The 17,317-nt window shown below is 63.0% G+C and carries 22 protein-coding genes and 1 tRNA gene; 8 read left to right on the plus strand and 15 right to left on the minus strand.

All coding sequences use genetic code 11. The features are described 5' to 3' along the window. Positions 1-849: 849 nt before the first annotated feature. Both ACH2EI_RS08160 and ACH2EI_RS08165 read right to left on the minus strand, forming a co-directional pair. On the minus strand, positions 850-1,809 hold the full coding sequence (locus ACH2EI_RS08160) for a tyrosine-type recombinase/integrase (RefSeq protein WP_395154102.1): 960 nt from the start codon (positions 1,807-1,809) through the stop codon (positions 850-852). Positions 1,810-2,120: 311 nt separating this feature from the next. After that, on the minus strand, positions 2,121-2,687 hold the full coding sequence (locus ACH2EI_RS08165; protein WP_395159677.1) for a hypothetical protein: 567 nt from the start codon (positions 2,685-2,687) through the stop codon (positions 2,121-2,123). Between the two features lie 199 nt (positions 2,688-2,886). Between ACH2EI_RS08165 and ACH2EI_RS08170 the strand changes: the two genes are divergently transcribed. From ACH2EI_RS08170 to ACH2EI_RS08185, 4 genes are all read left to right on the plus strand, one after another. Next, positions 2,887-3,348 carry an RNA polymerase sigma factor gene (locus tag ACH2EI_RS08170; RefSeq protein ID WP_395159679.1) on the plus strand — a complete coding sequence of 154 codons (462 nt, stop codon included), beginning with the start codon at positions 2,887-2,889 and terminating at the stop codon, positions 3,346-3,348. Further along, entirely contained in the window at positions 3,341-4,492 is a 1,152-nt protein-coding gene (locus ACH2EI_RS08175) for a hypothetical protein (protein WP_395159681.1), read from the plus strand. Before ACH2EI_RS08170 ends, ACH2EI_RS08175 begins: the two co-directional genes overlap by 8 nt. Positions 4,493-4,859: 367 nt before the next feature. Next, the gene (locus tag ACH2EI_RS08180) at positions 4,860-5,309 is read left to right on the plus strand and encodes an RNA polymerase sigma factor (RefSeq protein WP_395154106.1); all 450 of its coding nucleotides are present in this window, start codon (positions 4,860-4,862) and stop codon (positions 5,307-5,309) included. A 1-nt stretch (position 5,310) separates the two neighbouring features. Further along, a complete protein-coding gene (locus ACH2EI_RS08185; protein WP_395154107.1) occupies positions 5,311-6,324 on the plus strand; it encodes a hypothetical protein in 1,014 nt (337 codons plus the stop codon). A 258-nt stretch (positions 6,325-6,582) separates the two neighbouring features. Here ACH2EI_RS08185 and ACH2EI_RS08190 read toward each other — a convergent pair whose 3' ends face one another. The 4 genes from ACH2EI_RS08190 to ACH2EI_RS08205 all read right to left on the minus strand — a co-directional run bounded on the left by ACH2EI_RS08190 (position 6,583) and on the right by ACH2EI_RS08205 (position 8,648). Further along, positions 6,583-7,323, minus strand: coding sequence for a class I SAM-dependent DNA methyltransferase (locus tag ACH2EI_RS08190; protein WP_395159683.1), 741 nt, complete (start codon positions 7,321-7,323; stop codon positions 6,583-6,585). Between the two features lie 347 nt (positions 7,324-7,670). Further along, on the minus strand, positions 7,671-7,898 hold the full coding sequence (locus ACH2EI_RS08195; protein WP_395154109.1) for a hypothetical protein: 228 nt from the start codon (positions 7,896-7,898) through the stop codon (positions 7,671-7,673). A gap of 91 nt (positions 7,899-7,989) precedes the next feature. Beyond that, entirely contained in the window at positions 7,990-8,412 is a 423-nt protein-coding gene (locus ACH2EI_RS08200) for a type II toxin-antitoxin system VapC family toxin (protein ID WP_395154110.1), read from the minus strand. Beyond that, a complete protein-coding gene (locus ACH2EI_RS08205; protein ID WP_395154111.1) occupies positions 8,409-8,648 on the minus strand; it encodes a plasmid stabilization protein in 240 nt (79 codons plus the stop codon). The genes ACH2EI_RS08200 and ACH2EI_RS08205 overlap by 4 nt, the downstream gene beginning before the upstream one ends. A gap of 505 nt (positions 8,649-9,153) precedes the next feature. On the opposite strand from ACH2EI_RS08205, the gene ACH2EI_RS08210 reads away from it, so the two are divergent. Beyond that, entirely contained in the window at positions 9,154-9,459 is a 306-nt protein-coding gene (locus ACH2EI_RS08210; protein WP_395154112.1) for a hypothetical protein, read from the plus strand. Beyond that, positions 9,456-9,698, plus strand: coding sequence for a YlcI/YnfO family protein (locus tag ACH2EI_RS08215; RefSeq protein WP_395154113.1), 243 nt, complete (start codon positions 9,456-9,458; stop codon positions 9,696-9,698). The genes ACH2EI_RS08210 and ACH2EI_RS08215 overlap by 4 nt, the downstream gene beginning before the upstream one ends. Before the next feature lie 204 nt (positions 9,699-9,902). Here ACH2EI_RS08215 and ACH2EI_RS08220 read toward each other — a convergent pair whose 3' ends face one another. The 3 genes from ACH2EI_RS08220 to ACH2EI_RS08230 are packed head-to-tail and all read right to left on the minus strand — an operon-like array spanning position 9,903 to position 11,247. Further along, a complete protein-coding gene (locus tag ACH2EI_RS08220; RefSeq protein ID WP_395159685.1) occupies positions 9,903-10,394 on the minus strand; it encodes a hypothetical protein in 492 nt (163 codons plus the stop codon). Between the two features lie 20 nt (positions 10,395-10,414). Then, positions 10,415-11,104 carry a hypothetical protein gene (locus ACH2EI_RS08225; RefSeq protein WP_395154115.1) on the minus strand — a complete coding sequence of 230 codons (690 nt, stop codon included), beginning with the start codon at positions 11,102-11,104 and terminating at the stop codon, positions 10,415-10,417. Between the two features lie 14 nt (positions 11,105-11,118). Continuing rightward, positions 11,119-11,247 carry a hypothetical protein gene (locus ACH2EI_RS08230; RefSeq protein ID WP_395154116.1) on the minus strand — a complete coding sequence of 43 codons (129 nt, stop codon included), beginning with the start codon at positions 11,245-11,247 and terminating at the stop codon, positions 11,119-11,121. Positions 11,248-11,850: 603 nt separating this feature from the next. Here ACH2EI_RS08230 and ACH2EI_RS08235 point away from each other — a divergent pair. Further along, positions 11,851-12,051 (plus strand): helix-turn-helix domain-containing protein, encoded by a 201-nt coding sequence (locus tag ACH2EI_RS08235; protein ID WP_395154117.1) that lies wholly within the window; start codon positions 11,851-11,853, stop codon positions 12,049-12,051. Positions 12,052-12,065: 14 nt separating this feature from the next. On the opposite strand, the gene ACH2EI_RS08240 is transcribed toward ACH2EI_RS08235, so the two are convergent. The 3 genes from ACH2EI_RS08240 to ACH2EI_RS08250 all read right to left on the minus strand — a co-directional run bounded on the left by ACH2EI_RS08240 (position 12,066) and on the right by ACH2EI_RS08250 (position 13,752). Further along, positions 12,066-13,202 carry a tyrosine-type recombinase/integrase gene (locus ACH2EI_RS08240; RefSeq protein ID WP_395154118.1) on the minus strand — a complete coding sequence of 379 codons (1,137 nt, stop codon included), beginning with the start codon at positions 13,200-13,202 and terminating at the stop codon, positions 12,066-12,068. 98 nt (positions 13,203-13,300) lie between these two features. Further along, positions 13,301-13,386, minus strand: a tRNA-Leu gene (locus ACH2EI_RS08245). Positions 13,387-13,416: 30 nt separating this feature from the next. After that, the gene (locus ACH2EI_RS08250) at positions 13,417-13,752 is read right to left on the minus strand and encodes a hypothetical protein (protein WP_394932701.1); all 336 of its coding nucleotides are present in this window, start codon (positions 13,750-13,752) and stop codon (positions 13,417-13,419) included. A 123-nt stretch (positions 13,753-13,875) separates the two neighbouring features. Here ACH2EI_RS08250 and ACH2EI_RS08255 point away from each other — a divergent pair, with 123 nt between their 5' ends. Continuing rightward, positions 13,876-14,832, plus strand: coding sequence for a PD-(D/E)XK nuclease family protein (locus tag ACH2EI_RS08255; protein WP_395154119.1), 957 nt, complete (start codon positions 13,876-13,878; stop codon positions 14,830-14,832). 20 nt (positions 14,833-14,852) lie between these two features. Here the strand turns inward: ACH2EI_RS08255 and ACH2EI_RS08260 are convergent, their stop codons facing one another. From ACH2EI_RS08260 to ACH2EI_RS08270, 3 genes are all read right to left on the minus strand, one after another. Beyond that, complete coding sequence (locus ACH2EI_RS08260) at positions 14,853-15,440, minus strand: LytR C-terminal domain-containing protein (protein WP_395154120.1); 588 nt, start codon at positions 15,438-15,440, stop codon at positions 14,853-14,855. 151 nt (positions 15,441-15,591) lie between these two features. Beyond that, positions 15,592-16,188, minus strand: a complete 597-nt coding sequence (locus tag ACH2EI_RS08265; RefSeq protein ID WP_395159687.1) for an LPXTG cell wall anchor domain-containing protein — start codon at positions 16,186-16,188, stop codon at positions 15,592-15,594. A 90-nt stretch (positions 16,189-16,278) separates the two neighbouring features. Next, on the minus strand, positions 16,279-17,317 hold a 1,039-nt coding region (locus ACH2EI_RS08270; protein WP_395159689.1), incomplete at its 5' end, for a DUF4012 domain-containing protein.

Genomic DNA, 17,317 nt, shown 5'->3' on the forward strand with positions numbered 1-17,317 from the left:
CCCTGCCGGCTCGCGAGCCACTGGTCGAGGAACGCACCGACCTTCATCGACGACTTCGACAATACGAGTTTGCAAAACACCTGGTCAGAGTGCCCGGACGGGATTTGAACCCGTACTCCACGTGAATGGAAGGGGGGTTTAAGCCGGTTGGAAACCGTCCGATGCGTCCAGCCGAGTCCAGGAAGGCCTGTTCTGTACGGGTTTGCTGTCCGGATCGTCCAGCACCGTCCGGGTCGTACCGCCGAATCCTGCACGGTGCGGCGAATCCTGTGATCTTTTCGTGATCTTTGGAGATCAACTTCGGTTGCGCCACGCAACCTCGACGGACGCTTGTCGTCAAACGGCGACCGTCCGCCGCCGGTGTTCTTTGCTGCTTCAGCGTACAGAAGCGCGAGCGGCCCGGTCGCCCAAGAGCCTCTCGCGAGCCGTTCGGGCGACAATATGGGCGGCCAACGAGGCGGCTCGCGGGTGCCCACCGATCACACACATATGTGCCGTTGAGCGCTACCGGTATGCACTATAGGGAACGCGCGTTATCGAGTGGGTCAGCGTCGATCGGGAGCGGCCGGACGGAAGCCGACGAGGTGAGCGTTTGGCGAGAATCTCCATGCCGGTCATGGGCGAATGGCGATGAGCGTCACCGAGGTTCGGACTCGATACGGATCTCGGGCCCCCTCGTCAGCGGAGTCGTCCGATATTCACGGCCACCTCGGGGGTCGACTTGTCCATAAACGCGCGCGGCTGAAGCCGCTGGTGATGGCGTTGAGCTGGGAGGACGCTCGCTCGGCAGTCCGATAACACACGACTGCGGGGCATCGGGCCGTGCTGATATGGGCGGATCGTTGGGTGTCAGCGGCTAGCTCCGGCGACGAAGGTGGCCACGATGTAGGTGGGGTGCCGGTCGAGGGATCCGCGTCCGCGGTCGTAGCGCATGGTGGTTCTGGGGTCGGAGTGTGATGCGGCTTCTTGGACGTCTCGGAGTGGGACGCCGGCGTCGAGGGCGGCGGTGATGAAACTGCGTCGGAGTGAGTGGGGGCTGATGTTCTTGTCGATCCCGGCGCGCTTGGTGAGGCGGCGGACGATGCGTGCGGCGCCGTGCCGGTCGAGTCGTCGGGTGCCGTCGAGGTTCAAGAAGATCGGCCCGGTGGTGCGTTCGCCGATGTAGAGATCGAGTGCTCGTGCGGTTCTGGGTGCGAGGGGGATGGTGGCGGTCTTGTGGCCTTTGCGGTGGATGAACAAGGTGCGATGTCCACGGTTGACGTCCATGTTGTCGATGTCGGCGTTCAACGCCTCAGAGACGCGTAGCCCGTTCAACGCGAGCAGTGACGCCAACGCATGGTCGCGTCCGCCGGACAGGCCGGCTTGGACGAGGAACGCGCCGAGTTCGTTGCGGTCCAGGCCGAGGGTTGATGATTCGTAGTCTTGTTTGGGGCGGCGGACGTGGGCGGCGGGGTTGCGGTCGATGATGCGTTCTTGTTCGCAATACTTGTAGAACCCGCAGATCGTCGACAACCTCCGCCCGATCGTCGAGCGGGCTTTGCCGTCGGACTCGCAACACCGGGCGTACAGCTCGATGTGGGCTCGTTCGGCGGCGAGGATATCGAGGTGCAGATTGGTGGCCCAGGTCACCCATTGGCGGAGATCAAGGCGGTAGCCGACCAGGGTGGTGCCGGAGTAGCCGGCGAGATAGCCGGCCAACGCCCGATCGACACGATCATCACCCGGATCACCTGGCTCGATCAGTTCGATCAAGACGAGTTGGCCGGGGATCGGGACGAGTGCGGGGACGTTGGTGTTGGTGTTGGACATGGTGTTCTCCTGTCGGATTGATGGGAGAACCACGCGAGCACCACCAGCCACCTTCGACAAGACCTGCCAGATGAGCTACCGACCAAGCAACATGCCGGGCGGACTTCCTGCTCGCGTCCAGCGCCAGGTGCGATCGCCGTTTGCGCATCGCGGCGTTGACGACACGTCATCTTTCGTGTTCAATTGTGGGTAACGCCGACTGGGCAGATCCCAGCGGAAGTCGAAGGCCCCATAGCTCGCTCCCGAGGAACCACGGTTCGTCTAGGGAGAGGGCGTGGGGCCGACGCACTTTTCAGACCAGCGCTGCGCGTTCATTCTCTACTGAGCGAAAGCAGCCGTCCGGACCCGACGAGCTGCTCGATGAAGCCGTCGCCCTGATCACGTACGACGTCGGCCCACACGCCGGCAAGGGTGTCGGGCATCCACGCCAACGGTTCGGACTTCGTGGCGTGTTCGATGCCCCGAAACCGGTGCGGCGAGGTACGAAACCAGTCGCGCACCTCGCGACGATCCAAATCATCCTCAGCCTTGGAGCGCTGCTCGATCAACAACTGCCCTGCCCCGGCTGCACCCGCGTACTCGAGCAGGTGCTCTCGCAATAGCCGCACACGCGTTGACTGCTGGGTGCTGCGGTGCACAGTCGCAGCGCACACGTGGACAGTGACCGGGAGCGTGCAGAGCAGGTCAACGATGCGCTGCTTCACGACGGTGCCTTCACTTTCCCAATGCAGCGGTCGCCGACGGTTCAACACTGCAGTGAGCGCATCACGGACGCGGTCCTCGTCTACGTCGTCGACGATCACCAACGCCATCGTGTACACGACCCGATCTACGCCGATCTCGGGCGAGCTCTCATCGATCACACCAACCGCAGCCACCCGGGAAGCGTAGACACTTACCCCCAACCCGCGGAGCGCGACGCTTGCATCCGACTCGATTCATGTACCGCGCTGGGCGGGATGCTCTCCCACGATGAGCGAACGAGCCGATCGGCTGCGAAGCGCCGCGGCAGGACCCTGGCTTTCGTTTCTGAGCGAATGTGTCATCCGTTTGTCGTCCCGGTGGGATCATGAGGGTGTGAGGCGGAAAGAACAGGTCGAGGCGTGCTACGAAGAACACGCCGACGCGCTGTCGCGGTTCGCAGCTGCTCTGGTGGGCAGCAACGACGCACAGGACGTGTTGAGCGTTGCGGTGCTCAACGTTCTGCGGACCGGTTCGGAGATCGACAACGTGCCCGCCTACCTGTACAGAAGCGTTCATCGTGCCGCGCTGCATCACTGGAGGGCGACTCGACGACGAGGTCGACGCGAGCGCGTGGTCTGGGAACCAACGCCCGCCGACGACCACACAGTCGACCCTCGAATTGTTGACGCCCTGGGCGCGATGAGCCCCCGGCAGCGAGCTGCCGTCCATCTCTCTCACTGGGAGGACTTGACCACCGCGACGATCGCCGAACGACTTGGCGTGTCCGTCGTAACGGTCAAACGGCATCGCACGCGTGCACATGCGAAACTCAAGGAGGCCCTCGCCAATGAGTGACAACGACGACGCAGCCCGCATTCGTCAGACTCTTGACCAGCTGACAGCGTCCGCTGTCCCAGCCCCGCCGATGGAAGCGCTCCTCAACGCAGAGCGCCCGCGCAAGTCTCACGCGCTGATGTTCATTGCCGCAGCGCTCGTGGTCCTTTCAGTCAGCTTCGGTGGGCTCCTGCTTCTCCAGCCCGGAGGCCGAAGCGACGGCGAATCCGATGCCACATGCGGTGAAGCTGTGGCGATCGACGGACGCATCTACTTCCGCGACGGCTACAACACAGACGCCGTCGATGCCTCCGATCTCGGCGCAGTGATCGATCGTGTCGACCAGGCATGGCCGTGCAACGACACAGGCGATGATCAGGAAGTTCCCACCGATGGCGTCGTCGCCTCGGCGCTACCACCCGGCACCGAACTCCGAGCGATCGGCAGCGAACCCTCCGACGTCAGGGTCGCGGCGGTCAACGGCGACGAAGTGCGGGTCTATGTGAGCCCGACGGGCGATCGGTTCGCATTCAGCGCTGACGTCTTCGAGATCAGGATCAACAGCGGCTTCGACGGCAGCACCAGGCTCGCCACCATCGACGATCCAACACTGGTGCGCCAACTCGTTAATGATCTTCGCGTCGCCCCTACCGCTCCGCGTGCCAACGATGAGACAGATCTGGACGATGAACAGGTCACTGTCGAACTGGTGCGTTCGGACGGACTTCGTACCGTCGTGCCGTACTGGATCGACGAAGACCAACTCGCCGATCGTCGCGTCGGGGACTCGTGGGCGACCGCAGTCAATGACGCCCTAGCGTCCGGACCACCCCAACCGATTGCCGATGGGATCACGATGATTGGTGCCAAAGGAGTCGCAAGGTTCCATCCGAACGGTGCTTGTCGACGCGATCGACCCAACCTCGAAGTCCAACAAGGCGAGGTGCTCTCCATCGCCCTCACCGATGGCACGGAGATCTCCCACCTCTATGTCAGCCCACGACCGCCAACCAACAGCGGCGAGACTCCGCCCGACCCCAGCTATCTCAGCGAACCCGGCCAAACGTTCATCGCTCCAGAACTCGTTGGCACCACCGTCGTGGAGGCCGGGCTCAGCCAATCCGCTGACGTCTGCACCGTGCTCCTCGTGACCGAAGCCAGATAGCTGCGCTGATGAGACAGTGCGCTATCGGCCCGCCCGGGCACACTCGGTAGTAGTCGGGAAGCTCTTCCATGGACGTGCGTGCGTGATTGGCCGGATCGTTGGCAATCAGAATGTTCAAGCAGGCGGCAAGTCAGGCAGCTCATCACCGGCATGAAGCACGTTCTGTTGAGGTCGGTGTCCTGACGGGGAGGTGTCCGATATTGCTCAGGCCCGTACCGTTTGACCTGTAGCGGGGACCTGCGGATGTCGATTTGGCGTGCGGTGTCTGTCGATCGGTGCTGGCGGTTGGATCAGTTGTCCGGCCGGGCGCGTCCTGTTCGAGGGAGGTGTGTGTCGTGTTTTCGGGTGGTGAGATGCTCTACAGGTTGTGAGGTTCGAAGAGTTCGCCGAGCAAGCGGCACCGAAACTGCGATCTGCGCTCGTCGGCGCGTACGGCGCCGACGCGGGAGCGGACGCGGCTGCCGAGGCGATCGCGTTCGGCTGGGAGAATTGGTCGTCGGTCTCTGAGATGGCGAACCCAGTCGGCTATCTCTATCGGGTCGGACAGACCGCCGCCCGCCGTATGCGACGTAGCGGCCCGCTCTTCCCGGCTCCTGAGCCGGAACTGGTTGATTCGTTCACACCGGAGTTGTTGCCGGCGCTCTCGGCGTTGTCAGAGATGCAACGAATCTGCGTCGTGATGGTCCACGGGCACGGGTGGCCCGCTACCGAAGCAGCCGTTGTGCTCGACGTCAGCGTGTCGTCTGTTCGAACCCACGTCGAGCGAGCACTCGCCGCTCTCAAGCAAGCACTGGAGGTTGACCGTGACCGGGTTTGACGTGGAAACGAGACTGTCGGACTACTTCGCCTGGCTGGAAGACTCCACGGGTCAGGCAATGCGTCCGCCCGAGAGCGGGATCGTTGATGAGCGCCAGCACCGTGAACCTGAGCGGGCGCAACACAGTCGGCGCTGGCTGTTGGCGGCTGCTTGCCTGGTCGCATTGCTTGTTGCTGCTGCAGTTGTTTGGACCGGTGACTCTGACGAGCCCGTGTGGGCGGCCGAGGCGATCGTCGTTGCGGAGAGCGCTCCTCGTGTGCTCATCGACGGATGGACTGTTGAGGGAGTCGGAGCGTTCTCTGCCGATACGGGCGAGGTGACATTCGAGAACGGTGAGCGAAGCGTCGACGTGTTCTGGACGCCCGGCTCCGGGTTCGCTGGGCTGGCTGATGACCGCAGCCAGTCATCGTCGGCGACAGTCTCGACGACCGCAGACGGCATTGACTGGACGGTCTTCGACTATGGCAGAGGCGAGTACCGCGCCGTGGCGCTCATCGAGGGCCACTCTGTGGAAGTCGTCGCGCCCTCGACCATCGACAGCGAGTTCATCGATGTGTTGAACGACCTCGAGATCGTGGACGTTGATACCTGGCTGAGCGCACTTCCTGCGTCGATCGTTCAACCCGACAGCCAAGCTGCCGTCGTAGAACAGATGACCGCCGACATCGCCTTCCCGCCCGGACTCGCACGGTCGGACCTCACCCAAGCTGACATCGTTGGCAATCGCACACAGGTGGCGATTGCCGTGCTCGGGCCCCTCGTGTGCGGATGGATCGATGCCTGGTTTGCGGCCAAGGACGCAGGAGATCAGCAAACCGCCGAGCGAGCCGAGGAGATCCTCGGCGGTGCCCGCGGGTGGGCGATCGTGGAGGAGATGAGCGAAGGGCCATGGTTCGACTCGCTGCTGCAACGCACTGATGCGGTCGCCACCGGGAGCCTCATTACCGATGGGAGCTCACCAGAGCCGATTAGTCGTGACAACCTCGCCGGGATCGGATGTGACCCGCCAACCTGACTGCAGCACACCGCCACCGAACCAGTCGCCACGACCCTTCATCTCCTTCTCCTTCGTCGTTGCCCAGCACCGCATGGCACTCCAACTTCCTTTCGCCCCACCTACCGGCGACCCTGCGCGATAATCGCGACCCAGAAACGCACGTCGGGTAGTCCCAGATCCGGCACGGTGCGTGGACGGGCGATGCCACCGCAGCGCCGGCAAGGAGCGCAGTATCGCGCTCAGGTCGCGCCGACCACAGGCGTTCCGATCTGGAACCTACGAGAGGCGATAGACCGAGACGTGGTCTCGTGATTCTGCTGTGAACGGTTCGCCCGACCAGCCTCCGTGGCGGCTCTCGAGGCTGAACCCACAGATGCGGGCCATGAGGTCGAGTTCTGCTGGCCAGATGTAGCGGTGAGGGCTCCGAAAGACCTGGGCATTGGTGCCGGAGTCTCGACCGAACGTGACGTGGTGGGATACGACCTGCTGATCGACGGTGTCGAAGACATCGGCGCCGAGATAGCCGGGCCGGGCGGCGAACACCGATCCCGTGCGTCCGGGTGGCAGGGTCCGCAGGTCGGGGACCCACAACTCGATGACGAACCGGCCCCGTGGGGCGAGGTGGCGCGCAGCGTTCTTGAACACGGCGATCTGCGCGTCTTGGGTGAGCACGTTGCTGATGCCGTTGAAGACGAGGAACACGAGGTTGAATTCGCCGTCGACTCTGGCAGTGGTCATGTCGCCAAGCACGACTGGGATGTCGTGAGCGCTCGCTTTGGTGCGGAGTTGGTCGATCATGGGCTGGCAGAGTTCGATCCCTGCAACTGCGACACCAGTCGCAGCGAGCGGGACGGCAACGCGGCCAGTACCGATGGCCATCTCCAGTGCTCGACCCCCGCCAGCGAGCTCGCGAAGGCGTTCGACGGCAGGGCCAAGTACTTCCGGTGCGAACATGCCGACGCCGGGCGTGTCGTATCGGCCAGCGGCGTCAGCATCCCAGATCTCGGCGTGTTCCATCGGTCCAGTGTCGCTCGGCACCGATGCTCACATCCAGCGAGTATCGGTGATCGAGAGCCCGACGCACTCCGCTGAGCGAACCCGAAACAGCTCAGCAACCCGAGCGATAATCTCACTCGTCGCTCGGCCAATCACCCGCTCGCGAACCGGCATTATGCGAGGGCTGGTGATGTTGGTTTCTCGACCGTTAGGTACGCGATAAATGCTCACCTCCGACTCGATTCGCATGCCGTTCTTGCGCAGGCGTCCGAGAGGTTCGGCTCGGGTGATCACGGGCCGATCGAGCGGGGCTGGGCATCTGCTGGCCATGCACAACCGATCGCCACGAACAACTGCGTCGGTTCGCTTCAAGATGGCATCTGGTCGCTCGGGCGACTCCCATGGGCGGAGCGGGCAGCGGCTTCGACCTTGGCGACGTAAGCAGGCCAGTCGATCTCGTCGTCACCAGGCATGCTGGCGTCATCGGCGAAGCGACCAGCTTGGCCGCCGATCATCTCCCGAACGACGTTGAGGTGTCCGGCGTCACGGGCCGTCTCGAGCAAGCCGTTGCGACGATTGCGCGAGAACGCTGCCACGACGGGTTTCCGCCAGTCCCGGTTGATCTGATTCTGGGACAGTGCGTCGTAGTTCGCCCGGAGCCGAAATCCTGACGGAGGGCTGAATGGGTCAAGAAGTGGTCCACGGGTTCACGATGTCGACTCCGACGTCGGCGAAGTCGTCGACGTTTCTGGTCGCAACCGTCGCACCGTGACTCCGACAGATCGCGGCGATCTGCGCATCGGCCATGCTGATCGGGCGCCCGACCCGCTCCCGCTCCACGACGATGTCGGCGTAGTGAGCAGCCGCCACTCCATCGAAGGCCAAGACGCGGCGCTCGAAGTCCTCCGTGACCATCTCGTCGAACAGCTCGGACAACTCGTTGCGCCGTCGACCCGTCGGCAGCCGACCGATCCCGTACAGCAACTCCCCCACCGTGATCGCCGTGATGAACACCTCATCGATGGGCTGTCGATCGGTCCACTCCACGACCTGCTCAGACGGTTCCGGGCGCATCAGTTCGGACACGACATTCGTGTCCCACACCATCATTCGAGGCCTGACCGAGGCCGTTCCGCCCGATCAGCCCCATCGAGTACGACACCACCGATGGCCGCGAACCGCTGATGAATTCGACTCCCAAGACCGACGTCGTTCGAGCCGCCCGCCAGCGCACCGGCCAAGATCTCTCTCACTTCGGCTTCCATGGATCGGGAATGTTGCGCAGCACGAACCTTCAGTCGATTGCGTAGTTCGTCATCGATCCCTCTGATCGTCAGTGTTGCCACGCCGCCACCTCCAAGCTGCTTGCGTCGACAGCAATGCTAGCACAACGGATTGCGAAGCGCCACTTCTCTGCTTGCCCGTGATGACCCTCTATCGAGTTTCGACACCGATAGGCCGCCCTCACAAAACACGTTCGTGATCTTTTCGTGATCGGGCGCCTCATATCCCGACGAACACAGAGCCCCGATTTCGAACGTTCCACCTGCTCAGTGGTGGTGCCCGGGACGGGATTTGAACCCGTACTCCACGTGAATGGAAGGGGGGGGTTAAGCCTGGGCTTTGACGTCCGTCTGATCCGCTTTCATCCGCAAAGCCTTGTTCCGTCAGGGTCTCCCGTCCGTCCCATCCGGCCGATGTCGACGAATCCGGTCCGTGTCGGCAAATCACGGGACCTTTTCGGGACCTTTTCGACCGCTGCTTGCCAATGCCGCGACGCCCGTCTGGGACTCGCTGGATCAAGCCCTGCGGACTCTCGACTTTCGTATTCGTTTGTCATACACTTGAGATGTGGACGACCGGTTCGACATCGATCAGCTGGACGACGCCAATCCATTCGAAATCGACCGACAAGCTTCCCATCTCTTCAAACATGAACCGTTCGGCATCGACGACATCTACGAGATCTGGAACTCGGATCCACTGTTCTACCCAGCGACTCCTCCAGCACACTGGCTGATGCTCGCCGACATTGCCGGAGAGGTCGTAATGGTGCCCCTCGCTCCGTCCGATCACGGCGACCCATCGAAGTGTCGCCCGATTGGTTGCTATGTCGCTGCAAAGCATCTCGCTGACAAATACAAGGAGGACCGATGACCAACAAGAAGATGACCCGCCAAGAGGAGCACGACTTCTATGCCGACCCAGAGAACCAGATGCCGCAGGGTCCCGCTCGGCGACGCAACTCCAAGTTGACCGAACTGGTCCCAGTCAGGTTTCCACCCGACACGCTCGCCAAAATCCGCGACGCAGCCGACGCGGACGATCGATCGGTTTCAGCGTGGATTCGCCGTGCGGTCGACCACGAACTCGAACACGACAACAAGACCGCCTGATCTCGACGAAGACCCGCGAACGACGAACAGCGCGAGCGCAGTCTGGAGCAGGGGCCGCCGATCGCAAGTGAGGATCAGGAGCGGGTTGGGGGCGGCTGAGGCGACGATTTTCTGAGCGCATCGCGTGGGGTGGGCTCCTTGACGTCGAAGTCTTACCCGCCGATTTCGAAGATGCCGGGCGTAATTGCTCGCAACTCGTTCTTGTTAGGAGAGGTCTGGTGCAATCCGTAGCTCCCACATCATCAATCCACCACCGACTGCCACGACGCTTAGCAACGCCAGTCGCGACCACGTCCCTGTTCCGAAGAGGACCGCCACGATGGTGAGCAGCGCAGCGTCGCCCATGCCTCGAACCGAGCTGCGATACGTCTCGAGCAGTGCTGGGCCGATCGATACCGCGATGGCGGTGGCCACGCTGAAACCGATTGCAAGATTGGTGTCGAGGCGGTCCACTTCGCCACGGACCAATGCCAGCACGGCCATTGCGATGATCGAGATCACGGCGGCTGGAACCAGGATGTTCATCCACTGCTCTGTCGTGGCGGGGTCGAGATAGCCGTCGGTGATGATGGGTCCGAGGAACGGAAACGTGAGGTTCTTGCCGCCTGAACTCAAGGGTCCGACTTCACCCCAGAGCGCGACGACCACTGATTGCCATCCGACGAAGCAGATGATGGGCAGGAGTCCGACGACCACCAACTGCCGATCCTCCGGTCTCAGACGATCCCGTATCCGCCGATACAGCAGACCGGTGAGGATGACCGCGGGATCAGCAATGCAGTCTCACGCGTCAGAGCGGCCGCGCTGAAGGCAATGGCGGCCGGAACGCAACTCGTGCGGAGGAGCAACGAGATGCCGACGAGCACGAGCGCACCCGCCAGCGTGTCGGTGACCGACATGGTCGTGCCGTACACGAAGGCGGGCACGAAGAGCAGAGCCAGCCCGAACTGCGGCCGCCTTCCCGCGGAGTCAGCGATACTGAGCCCAGCCACTCCGATAGCGCCGTAGGAGATCAGGTTAACCAGCAGCATTGCGTTCACGGTCGACACCGGCGTCGAGGAAATTGCCGCTGCCAGCATCGGGTATCCGATCCTCGTCGTTCGAAGTGCTGGATGGTCGAACTGCACCCCAGCGGCCTGCTGCGCGGTGGAAAGCGGCGATTCGGCGAGGCGGTAATAGAACTGGCCGTCGTACCCGCGGGTTTCCGGTAAGACGCGAATCGAGTCGGGCACCGATGAAGCATCGGTGAACGGGGGAGCAAAATGAACCAGCGTCGAGGTGCTCCCCGTTCTCGTTGCGAGGCCAAAGGTGAGCATCGTGCCGATCAGCACCCGAATCGTGACGCCAAGGAAGCGTCGGTTGCACTCAGGAGGCAGCCCTCGTCCGATCGTCTCGCGAGCACGCACGACGCATCACCCGATCAGCCGCACGGCACCCGATCACACCTGGCCAACAGCACGACCTCGTCGCCGAGGAGCCGTCGCAACACGCGAGCAATCATGTCTCGTTCGTCGTCGCCGTCCCTGGCCCGCCGCATCCGCCGTTTCACCGCGTGTTCCTTCTCGGTTGGGCAACACCGCTGCTGTGCAGTCGGTCGCCCGGGGTGCGATTGTCCAGGCGCCGCTCAGGTCAGCCTCCAGCGTCGGATCGTGCCCCATCACAGATGGCGGCAGGCGGGTCGTGCGCGCAGGCGGAGGGAGGGCATACACCCTTGCAGGTTCCGCTCTCGCAGAACCTGACACGTCTCACCGGACACTCCCCCACGCCAGGTCGCCGAGGTTGGTCGTGTCGCCAGGTTTCCCGTTTCGGGAAACCCGCAAAGGTGTATGCCCTCCCACCAACCAGTCACACGACATCGAAAGCCGGCCTCCGATGACACACGATCTGGCGAGATCGACCTCGCGGAACGAAACCCGGGCCAGGAACGCACGCGACGGCACTCCGACACCAAGGACCACGAGCTATGGAGGCGGCACCGGAGCCACACAGCCGCCGACGCGCCACGACCGGACCGAGCACAAGGCGACGCGACGAGAGACCCGTCGGGGGCGGACTGCTGCAGGGCTGACCGGGGAGCGTCTGTCCCCTTGCGTGTCGTTGTGCGCCTTTACGAAGGCAGACGCTCCACCCGAACCGTACACGAGGTCGCACCATGCACGAAGTCGCCACACCCAACCCCCGCACCATGACTGTCACCGAGGCCGCAGCAATGCTCGGCATCTCGCGCACGACGGCGTACGAGTGCGTCCGCACTGGTGACCTGCCGGCGCTGCGGCTCGGCGGACGGATCGTCGTGCCGACACAGGCCATCGACAACCTCCTCGAACGGGCCTCGACGATTCCCAACCCCTGACTGGCCGCCGATGCTCAGTCGAACATCATCGACTCGACCGTGGCCGCTGCGTCACGCGAGATACCCGGCGTGACATGCGAGTACAGGTCGAGCGTGATCGCGATCGACGAGTGACCGAGTCGCTCCGACACGACCTTCGGATGCACGCCGGCTTTCAACGACAGCGTCGCGTTCGTGTGGCGGAGATCGTGGAGTCGGATGCGTGGAACCTCGGCTTGCTCGACCAGTTCGTTGAAGTGCTTCGAGAACTGATCCGGGTTCACCGGTCCGCCGGTGACGTTCCGGAAGACGAGGTCGTTGCCGCTCTCCCACACCGGCCCGGCGGCGAGTCGCTCTTCGGCCTGCAACTGGCGCTGCTGGCGCAGTGCCTTGATCGTGGTGTCGTGGACGTAGACGGTTCGTCGGCTCCCGGCGGTCTTGGGCTGGCCGACGACGATCTTGCTGCCCACCGTCGACACCGTCTGAACGATTGCAATCTGGGACGAGTCGAAGTCGATGTCACCCCAACGAAGCCCGAGTGCCTCTCCACGCCGGACCCCCGTGCTGGCCAGGATCGTGAACGCGTTGCGCATCCGCGACTCCTGGGCAACTGCGGTGAACTCTTTGAGCTGATCCGACGACCACGTCGTCATCTCCCGCCGCGTCACCGACGGACCCCGAGCTGCGGCGGCTGCGTTGCGCTGTACCAACCCAAGCCGTTCGGCGTCGGCCAGCGCTTTGCGGAGGACGACGTGCGTGTTCTTGACCGTCTTCGGCGCGAGGCCTTCCCCGGTGCGTCCACCGTGGTCGAGCAGGTCGGCGTAGAACTTCTCGATCTGCAACGGCGTGAGCGCCTGCAACTTGCAACGACCGAGATGCTGCTTCAGCCGTTTGCTCGCAATCGCATAGGAGTGATGAGTCGAGGAGCGCAACCGAGCTTTCTGGCCGGCAAGCCACTCGTCCAGAAAGTCGTCGAGCCGCATGTTCGAATTGGCCACGACAGTGCCGTCGAAGACGGTCTTCTGCACCTCGGCGAGCGCCTGCTCGGCCTCGCGCTTCGTACGGAAGCCCTGCCGCTTGACCTGGCGACGCTTCCCGGTTTCGGGATGCAGGCCGGCCTCAGCCTTGAACCCCCAACTCCCCTGGCGCTTGAACACCGTTCCTCGTGCCATAGACGCGATCGTAAACCATCCGGGACCCTTTCGGGACCTTTTCAGGTTTTCCTCTCAGTCGAGCAAAGAGTCCAACTCACATAAGACCAGCGTATGAGTGCCCGGGACGGGATTTGAACCCGTACTCCACGTGAATGGAAGGGGGGTTTAAGCCCCCCGCGTCTGCCAGTTTCGCCACCCGGGCGGGTGTGTGCTGCCTAGGTTACGGGTCGACTCATGCCGCGCCGCGCACCGCTCCCCCACTCAGTGCTGCCGACACGCTGGCATCGACCACACTCCACAGTTCGCTTCGCAACCGATCGGCATCCGGTGCCACAAGTCCGTTCGACACGACGATGCCTTCGATCATGTCGGCGAGCACTGCCGCCTGCGGGCGGCCCTTGACCCGAACGGAGACAACGGAGCCAGTTTCGCGCCGACGAATCGTGCGATCGACCCCGACCAGACGCGGCGGGCAGCGAAACCCAGGGGCCGTGAAGCTCAGACGGCGAGTGGCCCGCGAGAGCAGACGGGCTGCCTGTGCGAAGTCGACGGTCGAAGCGAATTCCATGTTTCCATCATGACGATGGGGTGTCACACACGAAGGCCGCTGTCGCGCGACCAACGATGGCCGGTCGCGGCTGGGGAATCGAAGATACCGACCGGTCGGCCAGGTTCGATACAGTCCGAAGTTGTGAGCGAGACGGACGCAGCCGAGCCCTCAGCAGCGAACACTCCTGCTCTCAATCCAACCCAGCAACGGACACTCGATGCGCTTCGGCGAACTGGTGAGCCGATCATCTTTGATCAGGACCTCATCACCGACATCCGCAACGAGGTCCGCGCCGCACTCGATCACTTCGCCACACGGCTTGATGAGGGGCAGGAGCTTTTCGTCACCAAGCATCGAATTGGCTCGGTCCTCGACTGCGAAGCCCACTTCTTGGCGCCCGACGAGTTCGAATGGACACCAGCGACTGCAAAAGGCCAGGTCGCCCACCGGGCAATCCAGTTGTACCTCGGGTGGCGAGGCGAGCCATCTCCGACCGAACTCGTCGACGAAGCCATGTCGCGGCTTGCCAACGAAGACCGTGGAATCGGGTTGTGGATTGCCGAACTGGGTGAAGCCGACCTGGCTGACGTCAGAGGCCTGTCATCAGAACGTGTCACAAAGTTCGTCGAGAGCTTCCCGCCGCTCGATCGCCGGGCCAACCCGGTCACTGAGGCGGCGGCACAGTGGCCGGCCTCCGGTCCAATCCTGCTGCGGGCGCGCGTCGACATGATGATCGGCAAACCTGCTGGGGCCGAGAGCCGCAAGGTGATTATCGACTTGAAGACGGGCAGGGTGAGCCCTCGGCATCGCCAGGACCTCGGGTTTTATGCACTGGTCGAAACGCTCGTCAGAAGTGTCCCGCCGCGCAAGGTCGCCACGTTTTACCTCGATGCAGCCGAGGCCCAGGTCGACGACGTGAGCGAGCGACTGCTGCGCACAGCGGTTCGGCGCACACTCGACGGCATCGACGCCATGGTGGCGCTGGCCGCCCAGGAGCGCGAGCCGATCAAGCGCCCCGGAAGTAGTTGCCGTTGGTGCCCACTGGCTGAGTCGTGCGCCGAAGGACAGGCCCACCTTGCTTCCTTCGATCGAACCTGAGCTGCACGTTCGACCGCAAGTCAGGATCTATCGCGGCCGATGTACACGGTCACCTGGTCGCCGTTGAACACGCCGAAACTCGGCGACATGATCACGGGCTCGATGAGAGCAGGATCGAGACCAAGATCGAGCGAGACCTGCTCGGCTGCGCTCACGAATCCGTCAAAGAAATAGACTTTGGTCACATCGACGAAGTCGGTGCCGTTAGCGACCCGCGCCTTGTCGTATCCGAGGCCGACGAGTTGGTCACGTACCCCCGCCGCCAGGCCATTCCCACCGGCTCCGTTGACCGCAACGACCACGACGTCAGTTCGTGCCACAGGAGGCTCACCGACGATCGTGGTGGTGGTCGTGGTGGTCGTGGTGGTCAGAACGGTCGTCGATGTCTGGGGCGGCTCGGTGGAGGCGGCTTCGGCGGCGGCTTCGGCGGCGGCTTCGGTTGTGGTGGTCACTGCGACCGGAGCGAGGATTGTTGTCGGCGCAGCGGTGGCCGCAGGAGTGACGATGGTGGGTTCAGTGCCCGCGGAGTTCGGCAGCCCGGCGATGGCGACGCCTGCCAATGAGCTGATCGTCACGACAATCACGTATATCGACCAATTGTTCTTCATGCCCGCTTGAGGTTACATAACCAAACGCGCCGGGTACATGACACCCGTAAAATTTTGTGCCCAGCGAACGTCTGTCGACGCTACCGACCGAAAAAGCAAAGGAGCGTCGCCCGCAGGCGACGCTCCTTTGCTTACGGAAGTGTGTGTGGAATCAGGCGATAACGGTCTGGCGGCGACGCACCTGCGACACAGCGAAGAGTCCGGCGCCGGCTCCGAAGAGTCCGACTGCAATGAGCGTCATCGAGCCGATTCCGTTGGAACCCGTTGCCGGAAGACCGCCGCCGGGAGCAGCGGGAGCAGCGGGAGCAGCGGGAGCAGCGGGAGCAGCGGGAGGAGCCTCAGCCGGAGCACCTACAACGCTGATCGAGGTGGAGCCAACGGCTGCGCCGGAGAAGGAGACGGTGAAGACGCCTTCGGCGGTCGGAGCCGTGAACGTCGCACGAGCAATACCGGAAGTAGAAACCTGAGCAATCAAAGAACCAATCAACGAGCCGGTGGTCAGCTCGGAGCTCTCGCCAACACAGATCGCCGTGACGGTCTGGACTGGAGTCGAGTTCAACACGAAGACAACCGAGTCACCGATCGGCGAGCAAGCGACTTCGACAGTGAACGAGCTACCTGCAGCCGGCGTCGAGTCACTGACAGTCGTGGGTGTGGCGGCTGGGGGGTACGTGGACGCGTTTGCGACCATACCCATGCCTAAAACCATCGCTGACGATGCCATAAGCGCAAGTGCGAGCTTCTTCATGTGTATTCCTCCCGTAGATTTGGGACGAACTCTATCGAAGAGCTCAAGGCAAAGTCAACTTTCTGGAAGATCGTGAAGTTAATCGCTGATTCAATCGCCGCGTTGAGACAGCGGCTGTTCCCAGATTGTCGGTGTCGAAAGTGGCATTGATGCAACAGTGCCCGCTGTGCTCGCCGGAACTGCGGCCTGCCCAAGCCGAAATTCGAGGTGGTACGTCGCCGACTCCCCCGACGCCAGCACCAGGAACTGGGCATATCCCATCCAGCCGGCCTCTGCGAGCGGCGAAACGTCGGTGGTCTGGCCGTTCAGCTGGATCTCGGCGAGCGATGGCGGACCGTAGAACGTCACGAACAGGCGCGATGATCCCAACGGCAGTCCGATGCTGTTTCCAATGACGTACCGAGGGAGCCCGCTGACGGGTGCGTTGTTGGTGAACGTCACGTCGGCAACCAGCTTGCGCTCACCGTTCGGCTCAGTCTGCACTTCGACTGTCGTCTGCCGGTCGAGGAACACCTCGATCTTGTTGCCGCTGGCATTGGTGACCGAAACACTGAATCCACCGTCGGCTTCGTCGAGTGCGGGGATGGCACCGAGCAGGCCGACGCGGTCGAGGAGGTCTTGTTCGTCCGCGTTGTTGGTCCACACGAGCAGGCGGCGTTCAGCGACGAGTGGACCCATGTCTTTGGCCAGTTCGGGCGGCGGGGGCAGTGTTCCGGCGAGGAGGCGTCGAATGACTTCGTCGCCCAGGGTGCCCAACGCATCGATGCGATCGGTGTTGTCAATGTCCCCCGAGTCGTCCTCTTTCGCGGCGAGCACGTATTGATCTTCAAGAATGAATGTTGCGGCATCGTCCGGTTGCACGGTTGCGCCGAGTTCCTCGATTTCGACCGGGCCGGTGTACTTCATGAGTGCCTGGATGACGAATGGATCCATCACGATCACACCATCGATCGAACGGCCAGTGTTCTGCGTGTACAGGTTCTGTGCAGCTGCGGCGATGTAGGGAAAATGTGCCGGCATGGTGATGTTCGACCAAGCGCGGGCAGCGAACGAACCGTTGAGCCCAGAATTGAAACCAAATTGGCCGTACCTGGCGAGCAGCTCATCGTCACAAGCGGTGCAGAACGCA

It is taken from the genome of Ilumatobacter sp., assembly GCF_041688325.1.
Classification (GTDB): Bacteria; Actinomycetota; Acidimicrobiia; order Acidimicrobiales; family Ilumatobacteraceae; genus Ilumatobacter_A.